At 40.5% G+C, this 24514-nt stretch carries 15 protein-coding genes, 1 tRNA gene and 1 rRNA gene; 6 read left to right on the top strand and 11 right to left on the bottom strand.

Annotated elements, in window-relative coordinates; genetic code table 11:
• Both ACKWCA_RS20000 and ACKWCA_RS19995 read left to right on the top strand, forming a co-directional pair.
• Complete coding sequence (locus ACKWCA_RS20000; RefSeq protein ID WP_413980014.1) at positions 1–1437, top strand: MBOAT family O-acyltransferase; 1437 nt, start codon at positions 1–3, stop codon at positions 1435–1437.
• Complete coding sequence (locus ACKWCA_RS19995; RefSeq protein WP_413980013.1) at positions 1438–2352, top strand: hypothetical protein; 915 nt, start codon at positions 1438–1440, stop codon at positions 2350–2352.
• A gap of 15 nt (positions 2353–2367) precedes the next feature.
• Here the strand turns inward: ACKWCA_RS19995 and ACKWCA_RS19990 are convergent, their stop codons facing one another.
• Both ACKWCA_RS19990 and ACKWCA_RS19985 read right to left on the bottom strand, forming a co-directional pair.
• Positions 2368–4713, bottom strand: coding sequence for a GumC family protein (locus ACKWCA_RS19990; protein WP_413980012.1), 2346 nt, complete (start codon positions 4711–4713; stop codon positions 2368–2370).
• 31 nt (positions 4714–4744) lie between these two features.
• Positions 4745–5899, bottom strand: coding sequence for a sugar transferase (locus ACKWCA_RS19985; RefSeq protein ID WP_413980011.1), 1155 nt, complete (start codon positions 5897–5899; stop codon positions 4745–4747).
• 1730 nt (positions 5900–7629) lie between these two features.
• Between ACKWCA_RS19985 and ACKWCA_RS19980 the strand changes: the two genes are divergently transcribed.
• The gene (locus ACKWCA_RS19980) at positions 7630–7800 is read left to right on the top strand and encodes a DUF6747 family protein (RefSeq protein ID WP_413980010.1); all 171 of its coding nucleotides are present in this window, start codon (positions 7630–7632) and stop codon (positions 7798–7800) included.
• A 1230-nt stretch (positions 7801–9030) separates the two neighbouring features.
• Here the strand turns inward: ACKWCA_RS19980 and ACKWCA_RS19975 are convergent.
• The 7 genes from ACKWCA_RS19975 to ACKWCA_RS19945 all read right to left on the bottom strand — a co-directional run bounded on the left by ACKWCA_RS19975 (position 9031) and on the right by ACKWCA_RS19945 (position 15120).
• Positions 9031–9105 (bottom strand) — tRNA-Val (locus tag ACKWCA_RS19975).
• A 61-nt stretch (positions 9106–9166) separates the two neighbouring features.
• The gene (locus ACKWCA_RS19970) at positions 9167–10378 is read right to left on the bottom strand and encodes a bifunctional folylpolyglutamate synthase/dihydrofolate synthase (RefSeq protein WP_413980009.1); all 1212 of its coding nucleotides are present in this window, start codon (positions 10376–10378) and stop codon (positions 9167–9169) included.
• A complete protein-coding gene (locus ACKWCA_RS19965; RefSeq protein WP_413980008.1) occupies positions 10379–11326 on the bottom strand; it encodes an energy transducer TonB in 948 nt (315 codons plus the stop codon).
• A gap of 3 nt (positions 11327–11329) precedes the next feature.
• A complete protein-coding gene (locus ACKWCA_RS19960; protein WP_413980007.1) occupies positions 11330–11716 on the bottom strand; it encodes an ExbD/TolR family protein in 387 nt (128 codons plus the stop codon).
• A gap of 9 nt (positions 11717–11725) precedes the next feature.
• Positions 11726–12418, bottom strand: coding sequence for a MotA/TolQ/ExbB proton channel family protein (locus ACKWCA_RS19955; protein WP_413980006.1), 693 nt, complete (start codon positions 12416–12418; stop codon positions 11726–11728).
• A 61-nt stretch (positions 12419–12479) separates the two neighbouring features.
• A complete protein-coding gene (gene nhaD / locus ACKWCA_RS19950; RefSeq protein WP_413980005.1) occupies positions 12480–13874 on the bottom strand; it encodes a sodium:proton antiporter NhaD in 1395 nt (464 codons plus the stop codon).
• Positions 13875–13887: 13 nt separating this feature from the next.
• Positions 13888–15120: a Glu/Leu/Phe/Val dehydrogenase dimerization domain-containing protein gene (locus ACKWCA_RS19945; RefSeq protein WP_413980004.1), complete on the bottom strand. Its 1233-nt coding sequence runs from the start codon at positions 15118–15120 to the stop codon at positions 13888–13890.
• Positions 15121–15405: 285 nt separating this feature from the next.
• Here ACKWCA_RS19945 and ACKWCA_RS19940 point away from each other — a divergent pair, with 285 nt between their 5' ends.
• The 3 genes from ACKWCA_RS19940 (at position 15406) to ACKWCA_RS19930 (ending at position 22748) form a co-directional block, all read left to right on the top strand.
• Positions 15406–16548 (top strand): acyl-CoA dehydrogenase family protein, encoded by a 1143-nt coding sequence (locus ACKWCA_RS19940; RefSeq protein WP_413980003.1) that lies wholly within the window; start codon positions 15406–15408, stop codon positions 16546–16548.
• Positions 16549–16764: 216 nt separating this feature from the next.
• The gene (gene gltB, locus ACKWCA_RS19935) at positions 16765–21273 is read left to right on the top strand and encodes a glutamate synthase large subunit (protein ID WP_413980002.1); all 4509 of its coding nucleotides are present in this window, start codon (positions 16765–16767) and stop codon (positions 21271–21273) included.
• Between the two features lie 8 nt (positions 21274–21281).
• Positions 21282–22748, top strand: a complete 1467-nt coding sequence (locus tag ACKWCA_RS19930; RefSeq protein ID WP_413980001.1) for a glutamate synthase subunit beta — start codon at positions 21282–21284, stop codon at positions 22746–22748.
• Between the two features lie 8 nt (positions 22749–22756).
• On the opposite strand, the gene ACKWCA_RS19925 is transcribed toward ACKWCA_RS19930, so the two are convergent.
• Both ACKWCA_RS19925 and rrf read right to left on the bottom strand, forming a co-directional pair.
• Complete coding sequence (locus ACKWCA_RS19925; RefSeq protein WP_413980000.1) at positions 22757–24346, bottom strand: sulfatase; 1590 nt, start codon at positions 24344–24346, stop codon at positions 22757–22759.
• An 87-nt stretch (positions 24347–24433) separates the two neighbouring features.
• Positions 24434–24514: ribosomal RNA gene (gene rrf / locus ACKWCA_RS23995) — 5S ribosomal RNA — on the bottom strand; the annotation flags it as partial.

Here is a 24514-nt window from a genome sequence, read left to right as displayed (position 1 = left end):
GTGATTTTTAATTCTTTGGATTTTGCTGTTTTCTTACCCATAGTTTTTGTCATCTATTGGTCTATTACGAAAAAAAATATCAGGCTACAGAATTGTGTTATTGTGTTGGCCAGCTATTTTTTTTATGCCTGGTGGGATTGGAAATTTTTATCTCTAATTCTATTCAGTACCGTTGTAGATTATTGGGTTGGTGTCGGTTTATCCAAATATCAGGAAAAACAGCATAGAAAGCTCCTGCTAGGAACAAGCATCATTGTAAATCTTGGACTATTGGGTTTCTTTAAGTACTATAATTTCTTTTTGGAAAACTTCGTGACCGCATTTTCTTTTTTAGGAAATGATATTCAGTCCAATACCTTGAATATAATTTTACCAGTGGGAATTAGTTTTTATACCTTTCAAACACTTAGTTATTCTATTGATGTATACCGGAAAAAGTTGCAACCCACCAAAGATTTTGTGGCTTTCGCCGCATTTGTCTGTTTTTTTCCGCAATTGGTTGCCGGACCTATAGAACGCGCTACTAATCTATTGCCACAATTTTACAAAAAAAGGGAATTCGTTTACGAAAATGCGACGGATGGATTACGTCAAATACTTTGGGGTCTCTTTAAAAAAATAGTTATTGCGGACACTTGTGCTACATATGCAAATACAATTTTCAATAACTCTGAGATATATTCAGGAAGTACTTTAATACTGGGGGCATTATTCTTTACATTTCAAATTTATGGCGATTTTTCAGGCTATTCAGATATAGCAATAGGAACGTCTAGATTATTTGGATTTCATTTAAACCGTAATTTTGCATTCCCTTATTTCTCAAGGGATATTGCCGAATTTTGGAGACGCTGGCATATTTCCCTTTCTACATGGTTCAGGGATTATCTATATATTCCTTTAGGAGGAAGTAGAGGAGGTATTTGGATGAAAATACGAAACACTTTCATTATTTTCATAGTGAGTGGTTTTTGGCATGGTGCCAATTGGACATTCATTGCTTGGGGTGCACTAAATGCTATCTACTTTCTGCCTCTGTTATTGTCGAACAAAAACAGGAGGAATCTTGGCATAGTTGCTAACAAGGGTCATTTCCCGTCGGTAAAGGAATTATTGGGAATGCTCATTACGTTCTGGTTGACCGTGCTAGCATGGGTTTTTTTCAGAGCGGAAAATATTTCTCATGCTCTAGCTTTTTTGGGCGAAACCTTCTCCCCCTCAATAGTAACATACCCTGAAATATTTCCAAAAAAAATACTGGCCCTATTGTCCTTATTTATGATACTGGAGTGGTTTGGCAGAAAATATGAATACGCTATTGAGCATATCAACTCTAGCATTCCCACCTATGGCAGATGGGTGGCCTATAGCCTATTGGTCGGTATTATATGTTATTATTCAGGTGAAGAAGAACAATTTATTTATTTTCAATTCTAAATGAGAAGATTTATCGTAAAAGTAGGTTTGTTTTTTGCTATGGTATTTACCATAGCGCTTGCCCTTCCCGTGTTAGACGGAAAAAAGGAATCGACCAACGAGTTTATGGCGGCCATGATCGATAAACATCAAAGAATTGATGAAATAAGCGCTCCCAAGCTAATTCTTGCTGGTGGCTCAAATCTCATATTTGGTGTAGACAGTGAGAAACTGGAAAAAGCGCTGAAGATACCTGTTGCCAACTTAGGATTACGAGCGCATCTCGGACTCAATTTTATATTGAACGAACTTAGGGATGTAGCCAAAAAGGGAGATGTTGTATTGCTTTCCGTTGAATATTTTATGGATGTAAAAGGTGACGAAAACTTGCACAGATTGGCATCTTATTATAACTCACGAGCTTTAGAATATTATGAGCCAAAAAACAGATCAACTTTCAGACGGTTTTTTGCATACCGTCATATGTTGTATAAAAAACTGGTGTCAGAATACATGACCCAAGGAGCCGCCGCCTATACCAGAAATGATTTTAATAAGTACGGAGATGGTATAAAACATCTTGAAATGAGCTCACCTGGTGTATTGGGTAGTAGATATGTAATCAAGGCCAACAAAGAAAAGGAAATCAAGGCCTTGAATAATTTTCAAAAATTTGCGACATCAAAGGGTATTAAAGTGCTTTTTACCTATAGTCCGTATGCGAGTACGGAGTTTATAATCAATGAGCGCGAGCTGAAGCAGCTTCATATCGAATTCAAAGAACAGATGCAGATAAAAATGATCAGTGAGCTCGAAGATTTCACGTATAGAGAAGAACTTTTCTTTGACAATGTCTATCATTTAACGAAGGAAGGAAGAGAACTTCATACAGCACAATTGATCCATAAACTAGTACATGAAATCGAGCAGAATTAACTTGACGACAAAAGTTCAGTTTTTACTAAATAAGGATTTCTTCTTTTTCTTGGTGCCATACCCATATCCGTAACCATACCCGTATCCGTAACCATAGGTCTTTTTATAATCTACATCATTGACCAACAAAGCCATATTGTTAAAACGCTTTTCTTGGTGTAGTGTTTTTGGAATATCCAACATCCGTTTATCAGAGTAGTTGAATCGTATTACATAAGCGCATAAATCCGCATAAGCACTTAAAAGCAGCGTGTCTGCAACCAAACTTACTGGCGGTGTATCGATAATAATGTACGCATACTCCTCCTTCAACTTAACAAACAGATTTTTGACCCTATTACTTTTAAGAAGTTCTGCGGGGTTAGGAGGCGTTGAACCAGATGTAATTACATCAAGATTGTCTAAGCCTTTCATTGTAGTAGTGATATCCGAAATTTTCAGATCAACATCTCTGATGTAATCAGTTAGTCCAGTTTTTGCTTTAATTCTTAGATGAGATCGTATCATAGGTGACCTTAAATCCATTTCCAATAGGGCAACCTTTTTCTCTGATCTCGCCAGTGTAATGGCTAGATTACTCGCTACAAAAGATTTTCCTTCCCCTTTTCTAGTAGAAGTGACCAAAATAGTTTTGCTTTCATTTTCGATATTGGTCAACAAGAAGTTCAGATTAATATCAAGCAACCTAAAGGATTCCGCAACATCCGAACGGTCTTCCCCTAAATCCTGTATTTTTCCTACTTCTTTAGAACTGGGAATATCCCCTAAAAAGGGAAGAGGAAGCACCCTTCTAAGATTTTTAAGGTCGTGAACCTTGGTATCTAAGGTATCTTTTATGAGTAAAAGTACTATTGGCAATAACAAACCGGCCAGAAAAGCTGAAATGTACGTTTTGTTCTTTTTAGGGCTTACTGGGGTGTGCGATGTGAAAGGCCGTTCTACCAGCTTGGCATTGGTAGCAGAGGCGGCCAACGAAATTGACGCCTCTTCACTTTTCTGTAATAAATAAAGAAATAGTGTTTCCTTTATCTGCTGTTGCCGTTCAATCTCCCTTAATTTTCGTTCCTTATTAGGAATCCCTACTTTTTCAGAGTTAAAGCCGGCATCTATAGCTTTAAGGCCATCATATTGTGAGCGCAGCGTGATTTGTAAATTATTCAAACTCTGAATTAAGCTATTTTCTTGGACAACCAACTTTTCATTAAGAGCTAGTAATACTGGATTTTTACCCCCAGAACTCTTCGTAATACGATTTCTCTCTACGGCAATATCGTTATAATTTACTATCAGGTCTGCTACAGTACTATCATCAAAACCCAAAGTTGCGGGCAATAAGTCTCCTTTTTTGTTCTTTAGAAAATCCAGAACTAATTCGACCAACTCTTGTTGAACCGCATTATTGATCATTGTCTGCTCATTAGCAGACGCATTCTCTAAAATCAAAGATGCCTCTGTCTTAAGATTGGTTAGGTTGTTGTTTATCTTAAAAGACTGGAGATTGCCTTCTAGTTCAACTAGTTCTTTGTTAATAATATCGAGTCGTTCAGTTATAAAATTTGATGTATTTTGTATGATTTCATTTTTATCGTCAACAATATTTTTGTTGTATTCGTCAATCAAACTCTTTAGAAATAGTTTAGCTCTTTCTCTCGCTTTTGTTTCGATAGATAATATAACAACCGTGGATTTTGGATCATTAATACCAATGTTCAACTTCGATTTATAACTTTCGACTGCAGTAGCCAGTGAGCTAAGTTTAACATAAATAGGTTTTCCCAAATATTCTTGAAGAAACTCTTTCCGTACGGTTAGTCGAAAGCTTCCAAAGTCAGTTGTAAGAGTATCACCAATGATATGACTACTCAAAAAAGTACCTTCTTTGTTCAAGAGATCAAACTCTTTCTCGGAATTCACCCTAACAATGAAGTTTTCGCTTTTCTCATATTTAGACTCATCAAAGAATGTGACTTCTAAAGGAATTCCCTCAGTAACTTCAACAATACGCTTTGTGTATTTGGTCTTCGTGAAATATGTTACATTTAAGTTTAAGGCTTTTACAACATTTTCGATGAGTGGTCTTGATTTTAAAATTTCAATCTCATTCTCCACTTCTTGATTTTTATTTTTAAAAATCGATAAATCCTCTAGTGCTGACAACTCTGAAAAAATACCATCATTTTCCACTCTTATCAATATACTGGCACTTATGTTATAGGTCTTTTGAGTGTATCTCAAATAGAAAAAAGCAAAAAGAAAACTTAAAAGAAAAAATACGAGGAATAATTTCCAATGGTAAACGTATTTCTCCAATAAGTCCTTGATAATTGAATGCTCCTGATTATCTAAATCTTCATGCTCCATTTAACTGGTTCTTATTTTTCGTAAAACGATGTTATGCACTTCTTTTTCCTTTAAAAACAATATTTTGAAAGATCATAAAAAAATACTTTAGGTCCGTGAGCATGGGGTTTTTCATATATTGGTCCAAGTATTTCTCTTCAGACGCCACAATTTCATCCAGTGTTTTTGGCATATCCGCGTAAAATGGGGGGAAAATACCTGGTCTGAACTTAGCCCTTTTTAATTGAAGTGTTTCGGGGTACAATCCAAAGTAATGTTCACTTAATGGCCTAATACCCACTAGTTTTAATTCTCCCCTAAAAAAATTCAACAACATTGGTATTTCGTCAATCCAGTACTTTCGAAACGTTCTTCCTAATTTTGAAATTCTGAAATCATCCTTTATTTTTCCACCTGGGTTTAAACTGTTTTTGTTATATAGATATTCCTGTAAATACTCGGCGTATGGGTGCATCGTACGTATTTTGAAAACATGAATCATCTTACCGCCTTTTCCAACTCTTTTAAGTTTGATTAAAGGACCATATGTTGGTTTGTAGTCATAACAAGGAGCCGATCTTTTCTTAGCGACAAAGTGAAGTTGGCCATCAATTAGTACATCTTCTATTATTTCAAAACCGCATGAATAAAGTCGCCCGTAAGCTTCGGCCTTAGTCAATACACGTCCATATCCTTTAGTTTGCTTAAAGTACAGCTTCTTTAAATAATTTAATTTGGGGATAATTCGATGAAAGATGAAGTCGATACCATAATAAAGACCTTTGAACGGACTTGGAATATTTTTTAATATTCGTTCTTTTCTCTTTGTGTGAGTTTCTATATTTGAGATGAATAAGTCATCTGTTTGAAGTAAGCTATTCATGTCCTCAAAAAATCTATTGACTTTTCGATAGTCGTTAATTCTTTTGAAATTGACAATAACTTTCGTTTTGGATGCGGCATTGAAAATAATTTCATCACTACTTCTAGTATTGAAAAGCTTTATATCATTTAAATTGTAACGCATTAGATATTTGGAAATAAATTCTCCTACCTCATGATTAAAGTGAAAATCAATAGGTACATCAGAATGCGTATTAACAGAAGGTTTCGGCAAAGAAGCCTTTGGCAAGGCGCTCGTAGTAATTGATGGCCTAGGGTCTAAAACAGATGCTGATACAGAATGAACGAAAAATACTTCATTCATTTCTGTATAGTTTTTGGGACGTCGAAAACATATAACAAAGTATAAGTAAGTATGATTCAAAGATATATTAAGCTTTATCTTGTTAAAATTTTATGTTGTGAAAACCAATATTTTGTAGATGAACTAGAAGATAATGTAGATAACGACAACAAATGACCTTCAAAACTTCGTAATAAAGTCATAAAATATCATTAGTTAGTAACTACTTTATGATATGTTCTAAGGTAAAATCTTACTTTAAAACTTGGAGTAAATCAACCAAAGCACATGGAGACGACTTTCAATCAGTATGAATGAAACTGATACTATACAGGTATTACTTATATGTTATTCTCAAGGTAAACCGGCGTAACGGTGAGTCACCATAACACAAATAATTCCAAACCTGATCTTATCATGAGCGCTACTAGAGTTCATAGCATGTAGTGGCATTAAATATAAGGTCAAGCCCGTCAACGTTGCAAAAGACCTACCACGAAATGATACAATGGCTACATGGTGCGAATGAGTCAAGAGTAGAGAAACTCACTTTCGCACTTAAACAAGCGTTTTGACTTATCTATTGGAACGCTTGCCTCACGTTTTTATATCGGCAGGTATTACCAGGACGCTATATGTTCAGATTAAGTGGGGCAAAGAACTCTTTATAATTATCAGTTCGGATGGTAACCTTGTCACTCATAATTATGGCGGTTTAAGTACTCACAAATCCACGAAGACAAAATCTCGTATACATCTTATTTGGCAACTTTGCCCTGCAATATGGAGAAACAACTTAACCTCTACTATTCACATTTTGTATTGAATTAGATTTACACACCTCTGATTTTAGAAAGATATATATTAAAAACCACTGCACATACCCTTTATGTATTCCCCAAATCGAAGTAATTGGTCATTGGTCTGGTCTAATTTGCTCAATTAATAATTATTGGGTTACTTCAATAAGAACAATCCAAAAAGTAAGTTCTTAACTAACTTTAACAACGTTAGGGTTTTACGGAATGCATCCCAAACAAATGACACAGCACAACCATAATAGGAGACATTTGCGCGCACTGTTCAAGGAGATAGGTATAAACCGAATTCGTGAGGCCAGCGTCGTACAAAGAATAAGTGTTCTAGAACCTATTAGTAGTTTTTGCTTGGAACGTAACAAGACGGGGGACTTCCTGAAGCATATTCCTACTGGAAAATTGATTTTATCACTTTCTGGGTATAAAGTTCCTAAGCAGGGTTGGATTGAACATAGGGAGGCAACCTAACAAACCCTGTTACAGCTTGATTTACAACTTAAATTTCCATCTCTAGGTTCTTTTAAGTCGGTAATTTTCTGCCAGTTGCTATTAACTTTGGGAATTTGTTAATATTAACTGAATACGTACGTTTTATTTTGTCTATCGGCTAAATTTCTAGTCAATCTCAACTTCAAATCGTCGCAGTAAACCAAAGTATCCAATGGATAATTTCACTTGCCCCCTAAAAGGTATTTGACTATCCTCTTTTACTACCAACAATTTTGGCATAAACAGACGTACATTTCTGTTGAAACAGGATAATACCGTCTAGAATATAGATTAACCGTTTTGAACGGTAATTAAAGTTACCCGATATTAAAGCTTTTGACCGAGCATTTGTCAGTTTCAACACAAAAATCGACCAGTTGAACAGATTCATTCTTTTTAATGGACTTATAAATCGAAATTTGCTTTCTAATTAAAGTCCCAATTATGAAAACAATACTACTTATCAAAGAAATATATCACGACGGGTTCAAGAATTTAGGCCACTTTTTGATGAAAAGATACTTTAAACTTTTTGCTTGGTTCAGTTTTATAATGTTTGTTATCGTCGTCTATGCTTTCGTTTATAGAATCTCAACAGGTTTCGCGTTTGATTAAAATTAGGATGAAGTCACCAAAATTGAATATAATGAAGGTGCTGATTGCTGTATGCTGCCTGTTGATTTCTTCCCTTATCATCATATTGATACGTATTAATACTTAAAAGAAATAGCCCAAAAAATTGACATCATATAACTTTTTAAATTCAGGAATCCGTGCATAATTTAATGTCGATAGTTCGCATGAATTAGTTAAAGAGAGGCTTTAAAGAGTATTTTATTATGGTTAATATTTATTATACTCACTATTTACGTAAGAAAATACAATTTAATTCTAAGAAATACGTTGATTAAGGAGTTAAGAGTTTTTGGTTATTATTAACTGGTTATTAAGGACACTCAGTGGATGGGGTGTCCTTTTTTAGAGACAACACAATTATCAGCATTCGAGTGGCTTTTTCAAAACTTACCTGCTCCTCTTATTACAAATAGTTTCACCAGGCTCCTCAAGCGTAAGCCTTCAAACTAATGTGAACTGACCTAATCCAAAGTTAAGTTATGGTTTCAATAATTGTCTTTGATGTTCTTTTCTTCTTTTGAACACGGCTTTTTCTTTAATCAACTCTCTTTGTTTCAAAATCCTTTCGCTCCTTCCAGAGTACACGTCAGATGGGGTAAGCTTATCCAAGGATTGTGGTATCTCCTTTTATTATAAATCCTTAACCCTCTCCTCCGACTCGCCGGGCAGATAGTAGTTATCCAGTTTGACTATGTTCTTCATCGAACGATGGTTACGCTCTATCTTTCCCAGTGTCCTTGGACACCCCTGTCCCGGTCAAAGCCTTTTCCACGATTCTCTTCACGTCTTCGGTGTTCATCAAGAATCAGAAGTTTGCTACCAATTTCTTTTAGAATGTCTACGTGTCTCTTCAAAAATTGATACCCACTTGATTTCTTTTTATATAATATCGATTGTAAACAAAAAAGCAAATGGTCAAAATAGGCATCAATGTTGTACCCACGCTAAAAAAGCCATGATATGAAGTTCTACCTTCCCTTTACGTAGTCCAGGTGGAAATTGAACCAGCACTCCAAAGGAACTGGATTTTGAATTCGAAGTCTTTATCCTTTGGGATATTTCTCTTTCAGTCATTAATAATATAGATTAATGCTATTGAATGATAGTACAAAAGTTAAAGTTTGATTAAAAAACAAAAAGTGTGCAAAAAGTGTGCAAGGTTTAGAAACCAAAAAGCCCTCACATCTGTGAGGGCCTGTATTTACTGTGTGGGCCCTACTGGATTCGAACCAGTGACCCCCTGCTTGTAAGGCAGGTGCTCTGAACCAACTGAGCTAAGAGCCCCAAAAGGGATTGCAAATATAGGATTGTTTTTTCTTTGACCAAAAGAAAAAAATAGAAAATATTAGACAACTTCAGCCACCGTGAATGTACTACCGCCGACAAAAACGAAATCATCCTTTTTGGAGGCTTGAAGCGCCGATTCCAAGGCATTCTTAACGGAATCAAACGATTCTCCTGTCAAACCGAATCCGCGGGTTTTTTCAAGTAACTTTTCAACCTCCAATCCTCTTGGAATATTCGGTTTCGCCAAATAATAGCTTGCTTTTTTGGGAAATAAAGGAAGAATCGCCTCAAGGTCTTTATCTTTCACAAAACCCAATACCATATGCAATTTATCATAGTCCTGTTTTTGTATCTGATCTAGAACTAAGCGCAATCCTTCTGTATTATGGGCAGTATCACAAACTACTTTTGGGTTTTCCTGAAGTATCTGCCAACGGCCTAAGATACCTGTATTTGTTATCACATTTAAAAAACCCTCCTTGATATGGGCTTCGTTTATTTTGAATTCCCTTAATTCACGAAGCGTAGCGATTACCCCTTTCATATTCTTTTTTTGGTAGTCGCCCAATAAACCCGTTTTGTACTCCGCAATTACTGTACGCTCAGCAAGAACAACCGTTGTGTTTTTACTATTTGCAACAGATTTAAACGTTCCTACCAGCTCATCTTGTCGCTCACTGATAACCACGGGCACCCCTTCCTTAATAATTCCGGCCTTCTCGAAAGCGATTTCCTTTAAGGTCTTTCCCAAAATATCAACATGGTCCAAACCGATATTCGTAATCAACGATACCTCAGGGGTAATGATATTCGTAGAATCCAATCGTCCTCCAAGGCCTACTTCAATAATTGCTATGTCGACGTTTTGATTGGCAAAGTAGTCAAAGGCGAGACCTACGCTCATCTCAAAAAAGGAAAGCTCATTTTCTTCTAAAAACCATTTATTATCCGAAATAAACTCAATGACCGCTGACTCCGAAATGGGTTGGCCACTGATTTTAATACGTTCGCGATAATCCTTTAGATGCGGAGAGGTATATAGGCCGACGTGATATCCGGCTTCTTGAAGTATGGAAGCCAGCATGTGACTACTAGAGCCCTTGCCATTGGTGCCGGCTACATGAATGCTCTTGAATTTATTCTCTGGATGGTCTAGAAAAGCGGCAAACTTCTTAATGGGTTCCAATTTTCCATTATAAGCACTCTTGCCCTTTTGCTGATACATTGGAAGTCGTGAAAACATCCAATCCAAGGTTTCTTTATAGGTCACCTATTCCCCTAGTTTGAAATTGACGACCACAAAACCTATTTGTTGACTAGGAGCATTTGAATCGAGGTTCCATTTGTGCAAAAAGGCAGTCTTTTTGGCCGGATCTAATAAACAAGGACTATTGTTCGTGGTACCCTTTACTCCTGGGGTAGCACTGACCACCCTACCATTTTTATCTACTATGATCTTCACGACCACCCTTCCTTCTTCATTGCATTCTTGTTTCACTTTTCCCTTGTTCACAAGAGAACGTCCATTAAGCCCGTACCCACCGGTTCCGCTACCGGAACCCGGACTACCGTAATAACTCGTAGCATAGGGATCACCTCCTGGTTGGCCTTTGTCGCCGGCCCTGTCATCGTCACCCTCCGAACCCGATGCTATGCCGTCGGACTTATTCAGACCACCCATCATTTCATCGAGCTTCTTCTTTTTAGCTTCTTGTTCCCTCCTGGCTTTCTCTCCGGCTTCTTTTTTCTGCTGCGCTAGTTTAGCGGCTTTTGCTTTTTCCCTTTTGAGCGCCTCCTCTTTTCGTTTTTGTTCTTCCCTGGCCGCATCCTCAGCTCTTCTCTTTTCTTCACGGGCCTTTTTTATCCTTACGGACTCTTCATTTTCCTGAGTCAATACTTTCTCGGCCGGAGCTTCTTTGGCGGTGACCTCTTCAGGCACTTCTTCTATGACCTCCTCTTCCACTACTTCCTCTTGTACCTCTTCTTGCTTAACAGGTTCTACAGGTGGTGTGTTCATCGGTTCAGATCGAATTTTTTCTTTGGGTTGCACTCTTCCACTTCCAAAGTCCGTTGTGCCGAAATTGACCGAAATACCGTTCTCAATTGGAGGATCCATGTAAGTGAGCCCGATGTAGAATAATACAAGCAGGAGCACACTTAACAATAGCGTAGTAAGTGTAAAGGATTTTTTCTTGTGTCTCGTATCTAAAAAGGACATGCGCTAATTGGGTCGCACGGCCAAAATAACTTTATAATTGTTCCTATTGGCTATATCCATAACGTTGACAGCCTCTTTAATGGCGACACTTTCTTCCGCCCTTAGGATAATTGTAGGTTTATCTTGACCTTCCAGTGCTTTTTTTAATTCAATTTCAATATAGTCTCCGTTGATTCTTTGGTTATTCACAAAGTATTGAAGGTTCTTGTCAATACTTACGGAAACATTCTGTGTATTCGTTGATTTTCCTTTTGCCTTAGGCAATAAAAGATCCAAGGCATTTGGCGAGTTCGCTGTGAGCATGAAAAATATCAATAACAGAAAAACGATATCCGTCATCGAAGACATACTAAAGTCAGGGCTTACCTTATTTCTTCCTTTCAATTTCATCCTAGAAGATTAAAGCGGTTCGTTCAGTAAATCCAAAAACTCAACAGCATTGGCTTCCATTTTATGCACCACCTTATCTGTTCGGTTGACGAGGTGATTATAGCCTATATAAGCGATTATACCAACAATCAAACCTGCAACGGTAGTAGTCATGGCGGTATAAATACCCGAAGCCAAAGACCCCATTTCTGCCTGACCACCACTTGTGGCCATTTCATGGAATGCCAAAATCATACCAATTACTGTTCCTAAGAAGCCGATCATGGGCGCAGCACCTGCAACAGTGGCCAATATGCTTACGTTTTTCTCCAATTTATAGACCTCAAGAGTGCCCGCATTTTCTATCGCGGTATTGATGTCATCCAGAGGTTTTCCGATTCTTGAAATTCCTTTTTCGGTCAATCTCGCAACCGGCGAATCAGTTTGGGCGCACAGCATTTTTGCGGCATCGAGCTTTCCGCCTGAAACGTGGTCACGAATCTGGTTCATGAAATTGCTGTCTATTTTGGAGGCTGCCTTTATCGCAAAGATGCGCTCAAAATAAATATACAAAGCAATAAAAAGCATGATAAAGAGCACAGTTATGATAACAACGCTACCAGTGCCCCCATTAAATATCAGATCAATTACTGAAAGTGTCTTTTCCTCGGATAGTACATCCCCCATTTCTGGGTCTTGCGCAAGGTCTTGAAATAACAACATAAATTTTTACAGTATTAGTGTTGCCTTTATAACGGTGTTTTATCTATTAAATTATCTGGCCTCAAATAAATTGTCGCATTAAAATAAAGGTCAGTGCCCCGGCCAAAAACCCGATAAAAGCGAGCCACGAGATTTTTTTCAAATACCAGAAAAAATCGATTTTTTCCATACCCATGGCTACAACACCTGCGGCAGATCCAATAATCAGCATACTACCCCCGGTTCCCGCAGAATACGCAATGAAATGCCATAACTGGTCATCAAGGGGTTCAGAGAACATCCCCAAACTCGCAGCCACCAATGGCACATTGTCAATTACCGCGGATCCGACCCCCAATAACAGTACGACCAAATCCGAAACACGGGTACCTACCATTTCGCTTCCTAACATTGGTGTGCTCTCTTGCAACCAAGAGGCGAAACCAAATAACTGACCCAAAGATTCTAAAGCGGCTACTGCCATCAAAATACCTAGAAAGAATAGAATACTCGGCAACTCTATTTTAGATAACGAATGATGTACTGGGCTATGATGGGCCGATATATGTTCGCCATCATCGTCATGAACACTACTAATATTGAACTTACTCTTACTGTAAATTTCCGCAAATGTTGCCACCACTCCTAAAGAAAGCATCATGCCCACATAAGGTGGCAAGTGTGTCACCGTCTTAAATATCGGCACAAAAACAATCGCCCCAAGACCCAAATACAACATTCTTGCACTTAACTTGCCCGCGGGTTTATCTTCTTCGTCCGAAGTGTTTAGGTTGCCTTTGAAAGCTGGTAGAAACGAGGCCACAAAGGCAGGAACCAACATACAAAGTAAGGAGGGAATCAATAGGTAACTAATCAATTTCACAGTTGACACCTTATTTCCGATCCAAAGCATGGTAGTAGTCACGTCTCCAATTGGAGACCAAGCACCACCGGCGTTAGCGGCAATAATAATCAAACCGGCGTACCAGATACGGACATCTCGTTCCTTTACGATTTTCTGCAAGATGGAAATCAGCACGATGGTAGCCGTAAGGTTATCGATTATTGCGGATAGGATAAAAGCCAAAAAACAGAAAATCCATAAGATCTTGCTCTTGCTTTTTGTCTTCACAAAACCCTTGATCGTCGCAAAACCATCGAAATAATCAATGATTTCCACAATAGTCATTGCCCCTAAAAGGAAGACCAATATCTCTGCCGTCTTTCCTAAATGATGCAGCAGGGTCTCCTCCATCAAATGGAGCTTCCCTTCATGATCCATTCCTGCAAAATTGTCAACTAGCGCATGGGCCCCCGAATCAAACCAAGTCGTAAAGCCATCTATTCCCAATGCAATCAGCGCCCAACAAATAGCCATCATGACCAAAGCTGGTATTAACTTATCGATTTTTAGATTGTGCTCTAGGGTTATCGCTAAATAACCCAAAACGAAAACGAGGATAATTGCTGATTCCATATAGTTAGTTGGTTTAGATTAATTGTTTCAATGCTATTTCAAATCCGGTTTTGCTCAAATTGGTTTTCGAGGGATTTTGCTTAAAGATATTTAAAATTGCCTTTCGAATGGTATCTGAAGTATCTTTAAATATCAATTCATCATCAATACCTACTCTTTTTTCCATGAAATAGGCAAAAACACGAGCCATTCCACAGTTGGAAACGAAATCAGGAATCAAGCTGACCCTACCATCAGTGTACTCCATTACGGGGCCGAAAAATATTTCTTTATCCGCGAAAGGAACATTGGCACCACAGGAGATTACTTCCAAACCGGTATCGATCATCTGGGTTATCTGTTCTTTGGTAATTAATCTTGAAGCCGCACACGGAGCAAAAATCTCGGTCTGAAGTGTCCATATCCTCTCTTTGATTTCATCAAAAGGAATCATCTCATCCGCACTGGCCATAAGACTATTGCCTTTTTTGTTGAGAAAGAATTCCTGAATCTCTTCGAAGGAAAAGCCTTCTTCATTGATGACTCCCCCTGCTCTATCTATAATTCCGACAATCTTCGCGCCCATCTGCGAAAGATAGTAGGCGGCAGCACTTCCAACATTGCCAAAACCCTGGACAACAGCTTTTTTACCCATTACATTACCCCCATAAATGGCATAATAATGACTTACGGCTTCTGCCACACCGAAGCCTGTAATCATATCAGCTACGGTATATTTCCTAGAAATGTCGGGTGAAAGTTTCGGGCTTTCCAAGGCCTTTATTACGCCGAGTCTTAACTGACCGATACGATTGATTTTATCAGCTTCGGTCGGTCTAAAATGTCCATTAAATACGCCTTCCTGAGGGTGCCAGACCCCGGCATCTTCCGTAATTGGAATGACTTCATGGATCTCATCCACATTCAAGTCACCACCAGTACCATAATAACTTTTAAGTAATGGGGCTACCGCATGATACCAGCGTTTTAAGACCCCGCTCTTTCTAGGATCATTGGGGTTAAAATTAATACCCGATTTCGCACCCCCAATAGGCGGCCCCGAAACCGTAAATTTTACCTCCATCGTCTTGGCTAACGATAATACCTCGTTCATATCGAGACCCTCCCGCATTCGGGTGCCTCCTCCAGCAGCTCCACCTCTAAGTGAATTGATTACCGTCCAGCCTTCGGCCTCTGTTTCTGGGTCCTTCCAGTTAAATACGATTTCAGGAGGTTTGTTTTCGTAGGCACTTAATAACTCTTTCATTCTTTACTTTTGATTTAATTCCAATATTCGATTACTACCGCTTTGAACGGTTTCCTATGCAAGAATTTCATTGTCCCCCAAAAGGGGTTAGTGCTGCCTCATCGCGTATTTATATTAAATCAATTTAAAACCGGGGTTGCAGGCAAATATAAATGATAGCTAGGGTTTTGCCAATAATTTAATTGACTCCTGAAGAAAAAAATGCGGCTATAAAAAGCTTCGGTCAAATCATCGGCTTTTTAGGTCATAAATGTATCTTTGCACATACTCAAAAAGAATTATACTATGGATTTTTCATTGTCGGAAGAACACCTCATGATACAGCAGGCCGCACGGGATTTTGCACAGCAAGAATTGCTTCCCGAGGTCATTGAAAGAGATGAAGAACAACGCTTTCCAATTGAGCAAGTAAAGAAATTGGGCGAACTTGGTTTTATGGGGATGATGGTGGACCCTAAATACAACGGTAGCGGCATGGACACCCTTTCCTATGTCATCGCAATGGAAGAGCTTTCCAAAATAGACGCCTCGGCTTCCGTAGTGGTCTCCGTGAATAATTCATTGGTATGCTATGGCCTGGAAACCTATGGCACGGAAGAACAAAAACAAAAGTACTTGACCCGATTAGCCTCAGGCGAAGTAATAGGTGCTTTTTGCCTATCGGAACCGGAAGCAGGTAGTGATGCTACATCACAGAAAACCACTGCCATAGATAAAGGTGACCACTATATCTTGAACGGAACCAAAAACTGGATCACCAATGGAAATACCGCAGAAGTGTATCTCGTCATAGCCCAGACCGATAGGGAAAAAGGCCATAAAGGCATCAATGCACTTATTGTTGAGAAGGGTATGGAAGGTTTTGAAATAGGCCCAAAAGAAAATAAATTAGGTATTCGTGGCAGCGACACACACTCCTTGATATTCAATGATGTGAAAGTACCCAAGACCAATAGAATCGGCGCAGACGGTTTCGGATTCAAATTCGCGATGAAAACACTGGCGGGCGGCCGAATCGGTATCGCCGCCCAAGCACTAGGCATTGCTGCAGGAGCCTATGAATTAGCGCTCAAGTATTCTAAAGAACGAAAGGCATTCGGTACCGAAATTAGCAACCATCAGGCCATTGCCTTTAAACTAGCCGATATGCATACCCAAATCGAGGCTGCAAGACATTTGGTCTATAAAGCTGCAGTGGACAAAGATAATGACCACAATTATGATCTTTCCGGTGCGATGGCCAAACTCTATGCCTCCCAAGTGGCCATGGAGACGACTGTAGAAGCCGTTCAGATACATGGTGGTAACGGGTTCGTAAAAGACTATCATGTTGAACGTCTGATGCGTGACGCGAAAATAACGCAGATCTATGAGGGCACTTCCGAAATCCAGAAAATCGTCATCTCTAGGAGTATTTTAAAAGACTAACCTCTAGTTAACTCAAAACCGATAAATCGCATTATGATAATCTCAGTTTTTAGGGGATAAAATTTCGAATTTTAAGATTTTCTTATGATATATTACAATCGTTGTGTTTTTTGTTGTATTCCATGTTAATCTTCATGGATAGTTCAACAAAAGTGATATTTTTATAAGCTGTCGTCGTCAAAAAATAATGACGGTGCAGCGATAAAGATTTAGAACATGACATTGAGAAAACAAGGATTGTACCTGCCAGATTTTGAACATGACAATTGCGGAGCAGGTTTCATATGTAGCTTGAAGGGTAAAAAGTCGAATGACATTATTCATAAGGCTTTGGAAATCTTGGACAAGCTAGAACATCGCGGGGCGGTTAGCGCAGATGGAAAAACGGGTGATGGCGCAGGAATTCTAATTGATATCCCACATAATTTTTTTAAGGACGTTTGCAGTTTCGAACTTCCCGAACCAGGAGATTATGCTGTCAGCAATGTCTTTTTACCGCAGAAAGAGAATCAGCGAGAGTATTGCATTTCCGTTTTCGAAAAGAACATTAAAGAACAAGGGCTTCAGCTTCTAGGTTGGCGCGATGTTCCGGTCAATCGATCGGTACCGGGTCGAATCGCCATGGAAACGGAACCCTTTGTCAAACAACTGTTCGTCGCAAAGGAAAACAAGAATCAAGATGAATTTCAATTCAATCTCAAACTTTTTATAGCTAGAAAGGTTACGGAACATCATATTATCAACTCTAAACTTTCCGAAAGTCAGTTTTTCTATCTCCCCAGCTTATCTACGAAAATTATCATTTTCAAAGGTCTATTGATGCCCAAGGACATCAGCCTGTATTATAAAGACCTCATGGACCCTAGGGTCGTTACAAGGCTTTCTTTGGTACATCAACGATTTTCTACCAACACCTTCCCAACTTGGGATCTGGCCCAGCCCTTCAGGTATATGTGCCACAATGGGGAAATCAATACCCTAAGAGGTAATGTATCTCGGATGCGCTCGAGGGAAGAACTGCTCAAAAGCGATTGGTTTGGAGAAGAGATCAAGAATATTCTTCCCATTATACTCCCGGGAAAATCGGATTCCGCCACAATGGATATGGTTGTCGAGTTATTACTAATGACCGGCCGTTCATTGCCTGAAGTCATGATGATATTGGTCCCTGAAGCTTGGGAAAAGAATGACAACATGTCTGAAGCCAAACGGGCTTTCTATGAATATCATTCGTGCATGATGGAACCCTGGGATGGGCCAGCCTCGGTACCTTTTACAGATGGAAATTATATCGGGGCCGTTTTGGATCGAAACGGACTTCGGCCTTCCCGATACACCGTTACGAAGGATGATTATGTAATCATGTCATCTGAAGTAGGAGTCGTGGATATCGAACCTAAAAATGTAGAATTCCATGGAAGGCTAGAACCTGGAAAAATGTTCTTGGTGAACATGGAGGAAGGCCGAATCGTAAACGATGAGGAAATCAAGGAGGATATCGCGAAGAGACATCCATACAAAAAGTGGTTGGATAAGAATTTAGTGCACTTAAAGGACATTCCATATAACGATTGCCCACTCTTCCTAGGTGAAGCAACTTTAGAGAAGCGGAAATCGGTTTTTGGCTATACCTTGGAAGATATTAATACCATTATTCTTCCCATGGGAAAAAATGCCAAAGAACCTATTGGTTCGATGGGATCGGACACCCCGATTGCCGTCTTATCGGAACGGCCACAACTCATTTACAACTATTTTAAGCAACTTTTCGCGCAGGTCACCAACCCTCCGCTTGATGGTATTCGAGAAGAGTTGATTACCGACATCAGTCTTACTCTAGGTAGCGACTACAATATTTTTGATTTCAACGAACTGCATTGTAGAAAACTTAAAATTCAGAATCCGGTCATCTCCAAAGAAGATTTGGATAAAATCAAAAACTATGATGTTAGTCCCGATTACAAAGTAGTATCCATTCCGACACTTTACGAAATTGAAAGGGGACACAATGGATTGGAAGATGCTCTGGAATCTATTCTAAAGCAAGCTTCCGAAGCAGTCGACGATGAAGCGAACATCATCATATTATCCGACAGAAATGTAAATGAAAAAGAAGCTCCCATTCCACCGCTTTTGGCATTGTCATACGTAAATAGTGGGTTGCAAAAATTGGGCAAACGTTCGAAGCTCAGTATCATTATCGAATCGGCTGAACCTCGTGAAGTGCATCATTTCGCCCTATTGTTCGGTTTCGGGGCAAGTGCTATTAATCCGTACTTGGTCAACGAAATCATTGGAGAACAAATAGAGGAATTGGATATCACCGAGTACACCTTTGATGAAGCCATAGAGAATTATAATAAGGCGGTTGGAAAGGGTATTCTCAAAGTAATGAATAAAATAGGAATCTCTACTTTGAACTCCTATAGGGGGTCACAACTGTTTGAATGTATCGGAATCAACACCAAAGTGGTAGAAAAGTATTTCCCCAATACACCGACCAGAATTCAGGGTATCGGACTGTATGAAATAGAAAAGGAAATTGCGAAACGTCACGCGAAGGCCTTTGCCAAAAAAGAAGTTGCCGCCAATCTCGACTTGGAGATGGGTGGGGAATACCGTTGGAGGCGAGATGGTGAAAAGCATATGTTCAATCCGTTGTCAATTGCAAAACTTCAAAATGCGGTCCGGAACAATGAACCGGCCAGTTATAAAGAATTCTCCGATATGGTGAACGAGCAATCGAAAAACCTAATGACCATTCGAGGCTTATTCGAGTTTTCTAAATATGACCCTATTCCAATTGAAGAGGTAGAGCCTTGGACAGAAATTGTCAAGCGCTTTAAAACCGGTGCGATGTCTTACGGTTCTATTAGTAAGGAAGCACATGAAAACTTGGCAATCGCGATGAACCGTATCGGCGGGAAGAGTAATTCCGGTGAAGGGGGTGAAGAGGAAGAACGGTTTTATAGAAATGCGACCGGTGATTGGCGCAACAGTGCCATCAAGCAAGTAGCTTCCGGACGTTTTGGGGTAACATCGAATTACCTGACCAACGCACAAGAGATACAAATTAAAATGGCCCAAGGGGCAAAACCTGGGGAAGGGGGACAACTTCCGGGACCTAAGGTAAATCCGGCTATCGCCAAAACTAGAAATTCCACCCCTTACGTTGGATTGATTTCACCACCGCCACATCACGATATTTATTCCATTGAAGATTTATCGCAACTGATTTACGATTTGAAATCGGCCAACCGCAAAGCGAGGATCAATGTTAAATTGGTGTCCGAAGTAGGCGTCGGTACCGTTGCTGCCGGTGTTGCCAAAGCAAAGGCGGATGTGGTATTGATCTCGGGCTTCGACGGGGGTACCGGTGCTTCTCCATTGACATCACTGAAGCATGCCGGACTGCCTTGGGAGTTAGGAATTGCAGAAGCACAGCAGACGCTGGTCATGAACGACCTTCGCAATAGAATAGTATTAGAGTGTGATGGTCAGTTGAAGACTGGTAGAGATGTTGCCGTTGCCTGTTTGTTGGGAGCCGAAGAGTTCGGTTTTGCGACCGCTCCATTGGTAGCCTCAGGTTGTATCATGATGCGTGTCTGTCATTTGAACACCTGTCCCGTAGGTATCGCAACGCAGAATCCTGAATTGCGCAAAAAATTCGAGGGCAAACCGGAACACGTCGTGAACTACATGTATTTCGTGGCCCAAGAGCTTCGGGAAATCATGGCGCAGTTAGGGTTTAGAACCGTCAATGAAATGGTAGGCCAGGTAGAGAAGTTAGACCGGAAGAAGGCCCTTGATCACTACAAGGCTGCTGGAATCGACTTAACACCGATTCTACATCAAGTAGATGTGCCAGCGGGAACTAAATTTTACAATACCCAACCGCAGCAACATGATGTGGATAAATCCATTGAATTTGATATTATCGGCAAGGCCAATCCATCATTATTTCGCAAAGAAAAATTGACATTGGACTATCCCATAAAAAATACGGATCGCGCAGTAGGAGCCATAATCAGTAATGAAATCTCCAAGGTTTACGGAGCACAGGGGCTACCCATCAATACCCTGCGCCTCAACTTTACAGGCTCGGCCGGCCAGAGTTTTGGGGCCTTCGCCACAAGAGGACTGACCTTGACGGTAAACGGCAATACGAACGATTATCTTGGAAAGGGCTTGTCGGGCGCCAAATTGGTTATCAAAGTACCCGATGGCGCCACCATTATTCCCGAAGATAATGTGATAACAGGCAACGTGACGTTGTATGGAGCCACAGCAGGAAGGGCCTACATTAACGGAAAAGCCGGGGAGCGTTTTTGCGTTCGAAATTCGGGTGCAAAGGCCGTTGTTGAAGGTATCGGTGACCATGGCTGTGAATATATGACCGGAGGGGTGGCCGTTATTTTAGGTGACGTAGGAAGAAATTTTGGTGCGGGAATGAGTGGTGGTATCGCCTACGTTTTCGACGAGAAAAATACCTTTAGGACAAAATGCAACTCTGATTCCCTCAATTTACTAAAAGTGGAAGAAGATAAGGATATTGCGCAGTTAAAGGACCTTATCGAAAGTCATTATAACTATACCATGAGTCCCTTAGCCCAGCGCATTTTGGAAAACTGGGAAGAGTACCTTCCGAAATTCATCAAGGTATTCCCTGAGGAATACAAACAGGCCTTGATTCGTTTGGAGAAAGAAAAATTGGAAACTATATAAATCGAGACATGGGAAAGATTACAGGATTTTTGGAGTTCGATAGAAAAGTAGAAGCATATGCCCCGGTTGAAGAGCGGGTAAAGAATTATAAAGAGTTCACGATTCCCATGCCGGAAAAAGAACTCAAAGATCAGGGTGCGCGATGTATGGATTGCGGTATTCCTTTTTGTCATAGTGGTTGTCCGCTTGGCAATTTGATTCCCGACTTCAATGACGCGGTTTATAGAGGGAAATGGGAAAAGGCGGCCCACATCTTACATTCTACCAACAACTTCCCAGAGTTTACTGGCAGGCTGTGCCCCGCCCCATGTGAAGAAGCATGTGTATTGGGTATCAATGAAGACCCGGTATCAATAGAGAATATTGAAAAAAATATTGTCGAAACCGCTTTTGAAAAAGGCTGGATTACCGCACAAACCCCTGCCGTAAGGACAGGTAAAAAGGTGGCCGTTGTCGGTTCAGGTCCTGCGGGACTGGCCGCTGCCCAACAATTAAATCGGGCGGGTCACTTAGTGACCGTTTTTGAACGGGACGAAAAACCAGGCGGATTATTGCGCTACGGTATCCCTGATTTTAAAATGGAAAAGCACGTTATCGATCGCAGATTGAACGTTTTGGAGGAAGAGGGAATCACTTTCAAATGTGGTATACATGTCGGTAAAGACATCAGGGCCGATGAACTGAACAATGATTTTGATGCCGTAGTGCTCTCAGGAGGTGCTACCATACGACGAAAACTCCCTATAAAAGGGGCCGACCTAAATGGCGTTGTACAGGCTATGGATTTTCTTTCCCAAAATAATAGACGTGTCGATGGAGTCACGAACTTTAAGAAAGAAATCAAAGCAACCGACAAAGATGTAATCGTTATCGGTGGTGGTGATACGGGATCGGATTGTATCGGTACTTCGTTTCGACACGGGGCAAAATCGGTCTCCAATTTCGAGATTATGCCGATGGCCACTACGGAAAGACCCGAAAACCAACCATGGCCCTTTTGGCCTATGCGTCTGCGCACAAGTTCTTCCCATAAGGAAGGTGCCGAACGATTCTTTAGTATTTCGACCAAACGGTTTCTTGGTGATGAAAAAGGAAACCTAAAAGGTCTTGTAACCGCTGAAGTAGAATGGATTAAAGTTCCTGGGCAGCGACCTCAATTGAAGGAAATCGAGGGTACAGAAAAAGAATGGAAGTGTGAGTTGGCGCTATTGGCGCTCGGATTTACTGGTTCTGAAATGAGCATTGCTGAACAACTTGGCCTTGAAACCGATTCAAGAACCAATATAAAGGCATCGGAAAACGATTACATGACCAATGTTCCAGGTGTTTTTGCCGCTGGTGACCAACGTCGAGGCCAATCATTGATTGTCTGGGCGATTTCGGAGGGCAGGCAAGCTGCTTATCATGTAGACAAATACTTAATGGGAGAATCGTTGTTACCCCTTAAAGGAGAAGGCGATCTACCAAGAATATAGGATTCAATTCAATCTTTGGTAACCTTGCTACCCCACCAATCCGCATTGGGCTCGAAGTCTGTTGAGAGAAAATCCAATCGTTGCTTTTCTAAGGAAGGCCATTTTTTCTCTACCATGTCTCTGGAACGCTGCGACGCTTTTTCGGCATCGTAATCCAAATCTTTTTCAGGAAGATTTGCGCCGACCTGGGTGAGCCATTCCATCAGTTTCTGGCGCATAGCGATTTTCATTTCCGGATACGCTTCAGCCAAATCATTTCGTTCTTCCACGTCGGTAGCTAGTTGATAGAGTTCATCATGATCATCTTCCCAGTAGTGAATGAGTTTCCAACCGGCTTCCTGAAGAATGGATGAAGGTTCACCACCTTGATTTCCGTAGTGTGGATAATGCCAATACAAGGGACGCTTTACGGTCATCTTCTTCCCTTCCAATACGGGCTTCAGACTAATTCCATCAACATGTTGATCCGGAAGAGGATCCAAACCAACCAAATCCAATATCGTAGGATAGAAATCGGCACCGGTGACCGGATAATCATTCTCGATTCCCTTAGACCGCAGCCAGGGTACTCTTATAAAATATGGTTCGCGTATTCCTCCTTCCCATTGGTACCCCTTGCCCCCACGTAGCGGTAAATTCGAAGTGGAAAAAGCATCACCCGATGCCACCCCACCATTATCGGAAGTAAAGATGACAATAGTATTATCATCGATACCTGCTTCGACCAAGGTGTTTAAAACCAACCCGACCGCTTCATCCATACTTTCAACAAGTCCGGCATAAATGGGATTATCCTGAACAACTCTGATAGGCAATACGCGTTCCATTTGATATCCTTTATCGGCAATATCCGATGCATTTGCCTTGTCACGATATTTTTGCCATTTGGCCCTTGTGGTCTGAATAGGTCCATGAACGGCATAAAATGATAGAAAAGCAAAGAACGGAACCTCTGTATTCTTTTTTATAAATGAAGCGGTTTCTTGCGCCAAGCGCATCGAAAGATTTTCACCATCGTTTCTGTTTTCCAATTTGGGATTTTCCCAAGGGGAAAAATACCCTCCAATAGGACTCCCCTTGTCCCAACCCCCGACATTACTATCGAATCCGTGATCTTCAGGATAAGAACCTTCGCTTCCTAAATGCCATTTTCCTGAAAAGAAAGTGGCATACCCTCCATCTTTCATCGCTTCGGCCAAGCTGATATCGTCTTTCGGTAAACTATGAACGTATGCTGCCGGAAGTAACTTATCATGTCTATTGTGTTCACGCCATGCCTCTCCAGATTTGGCACCGATCCAGTCGGTAATACCGTGGCGTGCGGTGAATTTACCTGTCATGATACTGGCTCTTGACGGACTACAAACCCTACTTGCCGCGTACCCTTGGGTGAAAATCATTCCCTGCTTGGCCAAGCCGTTGATATGTGGTGTTTCGTAGTAGCTGCTTCCCGTTACCCCTAAATCGACAAGTCCGAGATCATCTACAAGGATAAAAACTACATTTGGTTTTTTCTTCACTATTGGCGGCACCTCTTTACAAGCCGACTGAAATAATGTGAATAACAAGGTAAGAAAGAAGGTTGTTCGATATAGCATGGTATCCCTTTTCAATAAATATAGCGAAAAGGGTTTGTTCCGGTAAAAAAAAAGGTCCGAACATCTATTGATGCACGGACCTTTCGAGCAAGGCGGCGACCTACTCTCCCACTTGGTATAGCAGTACCATCGGCGCTGACGGTCTTAACTTCCCTGTTCGGAATGGTA

Origin of the sequence: Maribacter corallii (genome assembly GCF_047345415.1) — a bacterium.
Lineage (GTDB): Bacteria > Bacteroidota > Bacteroidia > Flavobacteriales > Flavobacteriaceae > Maribacter_C.
Note: the sequence above shows the minus strand (reverse complement) of the source record. Positions and strands in the feature narration are given on the sequence as shown.